Origin of the sequence: Chamaesiphon sp. VAR_48_metabat_135_sub (genome assembly GCF_031418915.1) — a bacterium.
Taxonomy (GTDB): domain Bacteria; phylum Cyanobacteriota; class Cyanobacteriia; order Cyanobacteriales; family Chamaesiphonaceae; genus Chamaesiphon.
Window position 1 is genome coordinate 1 of the sequence record NZ_JANOJV010000291.1, and the last position, 4,985, is coordinate 4,985.

A 4,985-nucleotide genomic window follows, 5' to 3' on the forward strand; every position below is an offset into this window, starting at 1 on the left:
ACGCTCAGGGTAAGCTGTTTAGAGTTAACTGACAACACCTTACCGATTAGCTTGGTTTTTGCTGGTGGTATTGGCGATCGCGTTTTGTCGATCGGATCAGAGATTGGTGGGCTATTTACTGAAGATCCCGATCGTTTGCGGTAGTCTAGTTTTGGGTTGCATCATTGTTTTGCCACCGACGATTAAACCAGTACTCTGACCACCGTCCAGCATCGCGGTGTTTTCTGCGCCAAATGTCTGTAAGGTCTGCTCGGCTTCACGCTGGGAGGAACTAGGGCTGATAAATAATAGTACGGTGTCAGCGGTACGTTGCTGGTGTTTTATGCCGATGAAGGTGCGAGGAAGGAGTCTATTGGCATTTTTACCAGCAGTGGGGGCTAGTGCGCCGACTACGTTGGATGTGTCGCTGTTGAAGGTGCTGCGACTGTAAGGCTCGATCGAGATTTTATCATTCGACCAAGCTACTGTCATTGTTTGATCGGGAAATTCATTCAGTCCATAGCCATAGGTGATGAATTGATTATCTTGTTTTAAACCGAAGGCGATGCCAGTAGGCTTGTTATATTCCTGGAAAAAGGTGCCGTTAATCAGTACTTGGAGATTACCTTTTGACTTATTTTTCGTCCAAAATTCTTCAAACTTAAATTGTCCGACTTTCCCTGTCGATGTGGGCGCACCACTCAGGCTGCGAAGTTCGGCTTTGCTGAGATCTGCTTCGATAACATAGGTCTTTTTGGCGGCATTAGTCCAGATGGTAATGCCAGGAGCCAAGCTGGTGGATTGGAATGTAGGGCTGGGTTGGGGACTGGGTGGAGTAATGGCTTGGTTGGAGCGAATGCAGCCAGTGAGGATGAAGATCGGTAGGGCGATGAGGATTTGGCGGAGGAGTCGCCGTTGAGAGTGAGAATCGCACTGATGACTCATGAAATTTTGGTGGTTAATTTAAGTTCTGCTTCAGTCTCACCATGCCAGTTTCCCTAAAGTATCAATCTAAGCTCATATTTTTCTGCCAAAGCGGTAAAAGCGAGCTTTACAAGTATGTGCGCGGCAACAATAGGGATAAATATTCACTAGAGAGATGATTCGATCCAATTTACCAGCACGATGAGTGCGACAGATCTTCTCATTGCCACATTCTGGACACTTTGCACTGGTCGCAGTATCTTCAGTAGTAGTTTCTTCAGTCGTATTCCGATCGGTTGGTACCATTAGCACAATCCCCCATAATGATGAAAGGTAGATAAATTTATTGTGCCCAGCTAGATAAATTTTCTAACGACTTGGATGACGACGATGCAAAATTTGCTCATCAGCATTAAAATTCCCCTCTAACCCATCAAAGTTAGAGGGGATATTCAATTTATCCTAACCCAGCAGGTTAGAGTAATTTATCGACATTTTTGGCAGTTTCAAAGAAGTGGGCGACATTTTCTTCTGGTACAGTTGGCAAGACACCATGACCGAGATTCATAATATGTCCGGTTTTACCAGCTTTGCGCACGGTATCGATAATCCGATCGCGAATAAAGTCTTTGGAACCATATAATGCACATGGGTCCATGTTTCCCTGTACGCCTAAATGTGTGCCAATCCGCTGTCTTCCCACCGCCATATCGACAGTCCAATCAAGACTGACGATATCTACACCAGATTTACCCATTAGTTCCAATACGCCCGCACTACCACTGATGTAGAGGATCAGGGGGGTGTCGGGGTGTGTCTCTTTTACCTGTCGGACTACCCGTTGTTGATAGGGAAGTGCGAAAGTTTCATAGTCTTGGGGGCTGAGTTGTCCCGCCCAGGAGTCGAACATTTGGACTACTTGCGCACCGCAATCGATTTGATAGCGGACGTAAACAGCGATCGCGTCAGCGATTTTTGCGAGTAAACTGTGGAGCATCTGCGGTTCGCGGAATGCCATTCCTTTGATGTTGGAGTAGTCTTTGGAGCTTTTACCTTCGATCGCGTATGCTGCTAATGTCCAAGGTGCGCCGACAAATCCGAGGACTGTGGATTTAGTGCCCACTTCGCGGCGTAAAGTGCCCAGAATCTCTTTGATAAAAGGGAGGGACTCCTCAGGATTGAGGGGATGGAGTGCGTCAATTTGCGCCTGAGAGCGGATTGCTGGCTCGATCATCGGCCCTTTGCTCTCGATGATGTCAAAGGGAATTCCCAAGCCTGGTAGGGGCGTGAGGATGTCGGAGAACATGATTACGCCATCGGGCTGGAACGCCCGCCAGGGTTGGAGGGAGATTTCGATGGCTAGTTCAGCTTTTTCGGATCGATCGCGGAAAGAGGGATACTTGTCCCGCAAGTCGCGATAAACTTTCATATAGCGTCCCGCTTGACGCATCATCCAAACTGGTGGACGATCGAGCGTGGCACCTTTAGCTGCACGTAATAATAGCGGCTCTTGATTTATATCTGTCATTTTATTTTATCGTTATTTTATATGGCAGAGCATGGTATTGATGCCAGAGAGTCATGAAAAAACCTTGTCCTACCTGTGCTTGAGGAGAATGGCTCCGTAGACATAAACTCCAGAATACCAAACTAGCTACCCCTTTGTCTTAGAACCCATTCATAATCTTGACGAACGAATCCTAACGTTCCTCTTTCCGAATCCCGAATCCCGAATCCCGAATCCCGAACCCCGAACCCCGAACCCCGAACCCCGAATCCATCGATCTTTTTCATAACCCAATTCTGCATAGCGAGTAAATTTGATCATGCTTGTTGTTTTTCAGGAAGAATCTCTGCGCCAGCCTAATTCAATCGATAATCTCGAAAACTTGCAAGTTGCGGAGACGGCTCGACTGTATGGTTGCTACACCTATTTGTTGCCTGCGACGATTGGCTACTCTGTGGCGGCGGTAGATGCCTTGCTGAACCTGCCATCTTTCGATCGACCCCAAATTGGTATCTGGGCTGGTTTCATTCCTTCACAGTCTAAATACGAGGCAGTTTATCAGGCGGCGGCTGATAAGAATGTGTTCTTGGTTAACAATCCAGTTCAACACCAAATGGCGTTAGAGTTCGACAGATATTATCCTTTACTCGGCGATCTGACACCTCAAAGTATGACGATTACCAGCTCGGATGAGTGCGTTGATGCTGGCGATAAATTAGGTTTTCCAGTATTCGTGCGCGGTGCTGTCAAGTCAAATAAAACGCTCGGTTGGGATGCCTGCGTTGCCGCTAATCCTGACGAACTAGTCTACATCGTCGGACAAATATTATCACTCCCCCATCGCGCTCGTGGCAAGGCAATTATCAGACAACTGGCAAGATTACGGTATCGATCGATTATGCCTGGAGATTTTCCCAGAAGTCGGGAATATCGAGTGTTTGTTTATCAGCAGCAAGTAGTTGCTTTTGGCTACTATTGGGATGAATTTGATGATGAGTTTGAGTTGACAGAATTGGATCGATCGAATCTAATTAAATTAGCGATCGAAGCTGCAACTAGAGTCAATGTTCCATATATTATCGTCGATATCGGGCAGCTTAAATCTGGCGATTGGATTGTCATTGAGGTTGGTGACGCACAGTTTGCAGGGATGAGTCACGTTTCAATCACAGAACTATGGAGCAAGCTCGCAAAAATTAGTTGAACTCAGCGACAGGTTATCTCTTTCTTGAGATTACTACTGTAGGTTCAGAAACTTTTCTAATGCTGCCACCATATTAGGTGGCCAACGACGAGTGTTTTTCACCCAATCTAGATCCTTATAGCGACTATCTAAACCGATTACAGCTACCCAATTACTTTCTGCTTCACCTCGTTGACCATTTTGCCACAGAGCTGCACTCAGAGCTGCTCGAACATCAGGAAAATCTCGATATTTTCTGACGATATTTTTCATATTCCGGATCGCTTCGGGAATTTCGCCATTCTGATATAGTGCTAAGGCGTAATTAGCTCGTGCAAAAGCGAAGTCAGGAGCAATTTCTGAAGCTTTAACATAGTTTTTGATCGCTATTTTCCACTCACCCAAACCAGCATAGGCATTACCTAAATTATTGTATGCCATCGCATCTTTCGGATCGATCGAGAGGATATATTTATAGTCAACGATTGCTTCGTTCCATTTACCCAAACCCTCTAAGGCTGTGCCACGATTAAGATAAGCATCAGTGCGTCCGGGTAATAGCTCGATCGATTTATTGAAATCTTCAATGGCTTCGGTTAATTTATTTTGACTGACACGAGAATTTCCCCGATTACTCCAAATTGCTGGATTCTGGGGAAATAGCTCGATTAATTGTGTCCAATACTTTTCGGCGGCTCCAAAATTGCCTTCATTAGTTGCTGTAAAAGCTTGAGTTCGTAACTTGTCACCCAGTTGAAATTCAGAATCGGTAACATCGGTAGGTGCTGGCTGTGCGAAACCAGAACTAATTGGAGTTAACGCGATTAGCACGATCGCCAAAATACTCACTAACCAACGCCACGCCATAAAATTTTATTTAGATATTTCTCCTTTCACTGTAGAGGAATTAATTGAAATTATCAATATCCAATCGAATTAATTCTTCTACAGCATGAGTCTATCTCTAAAAATAGGCTGCCAATTTTGACAGCCTGTATTAGTAACGAAAGATAATTCAGCAGATTAAGATTTAGTTGTCGCGCCAAATTTATCGACTAATAAGTCAACCAATACAGCATCTAATTCGGAGATCGGAATTCCTTTCATTACCTTTTCACCCAGCTTGGCATCCTTACCAACGGTACCACCCATAAAGATGTCTACAGCTTCAACGGTTTTACCATCCTTACGGATTTTTGCACCCATCAAGCCGATATCAGCAACTTGTGGCTGTCCGCAAGAATTTGGACAACCAGTCCAGTGAATCCGCACTGGTTGGGGAACGTCAACTTTAGCTTCGACAGCATCAATTACTGATACTGCGTATTGTTTGGTCTCAATCATCGCAAAGTTGCAAAATTGGGCACCCGTACAAGAGACGACGGTGCGGCT

The 4,985-nt window shown here is 45.3% G+C and carries 5 protein-coding genes and 1 pseudogene; 1 reads left to right on the plus strand and 5 read right to left on the minus strand.

Features of this window, described 5'->3' with window-relative positions:
* Window positions 1-111: 111 nt before the first annotated feature.
* The 3 genes from RMO55_RS20255 to hemE all read right to left on the minus strand — a co-directional run bounded on the left by RMO55_RS20255 (window position 112) and on the right by hemE (window position 2,431).
* Complete coding sequence (locus RMO55_RS20255; RefSeq protein ID WP_310429692.1) at window positions 112-924, minus strand: phosphodiester glycosidase family protein; 813 nt, start codon at window positions 922-924, stop codon at window positions 112-114.
* A 72-nt stretch (window positions 925-996) separates the two neighbouring features.
* Window positions 997-1,209, minus strand: coding sequence for a hypothetical protein (locus tag RMO55_RS20260; protein ID WP_310429694.1), 213 nt, complete (start codon window positions 1,207-1,209; stop codon window positions 997-999).
* Window positions 1,210-1,378: 169 nt separating this feature from the next.
* Window positions 1,379-2,431: a uroporphyrinogen decarboxylase gene (hemE, locus tag RMO55_RS20265; RefSeq protein ID WP_310429696.1), complete on the minus strand. Its 1,053-nt coding sequence runs from the start codon at window positions 2,429-2,431 to the stop codon at window positions 1,379-1,381.
* A 298-nt stretch (window positions 2,432-2,729) separates the two neighbouring features.
* On the opposite strand from hemE, the gene RMO55_RS20270 reads away from it, so the two are divergent.
* Window positions 2,730-3,614, plus strand: a complete 885-nt coding sequence (locus RMO55_RS20270) for an ATP-grasp domain-containing protein (RefSeq protein ID WP_310429698.1) — start codon at window positions 2,730-2,732, stop codon at window positions 3,612-3,614.
* Between the two features lie 33 nt (window positions 3,615-3,647).
* Here RMO55_RS20270 and RMO55_RS20275 read toward each other — a convergent pair whose 3' ends face one another.
* Window positions 3,648-4,460 carry a tetratricopeptide repeat protein gene (locus RMO55_RS20275; protein WP_310429700.1) on the minus strand — a complete coding sequence of 271 codons (813 nt, stop codon included), beginning with the start codon at window positions 4,458-4,460 and terminating at the stop codon, window positions 3,648-3,650.
* Between the two features lie 156 nt (window positions 4,461-4,616).
* Window positions 4,617-4,985 (minus strand): annotated as a pseudogene (gene nirA, locus RMO55_RS20280) (ferredoxin--nitrite reductase); the annotation flags it as partial.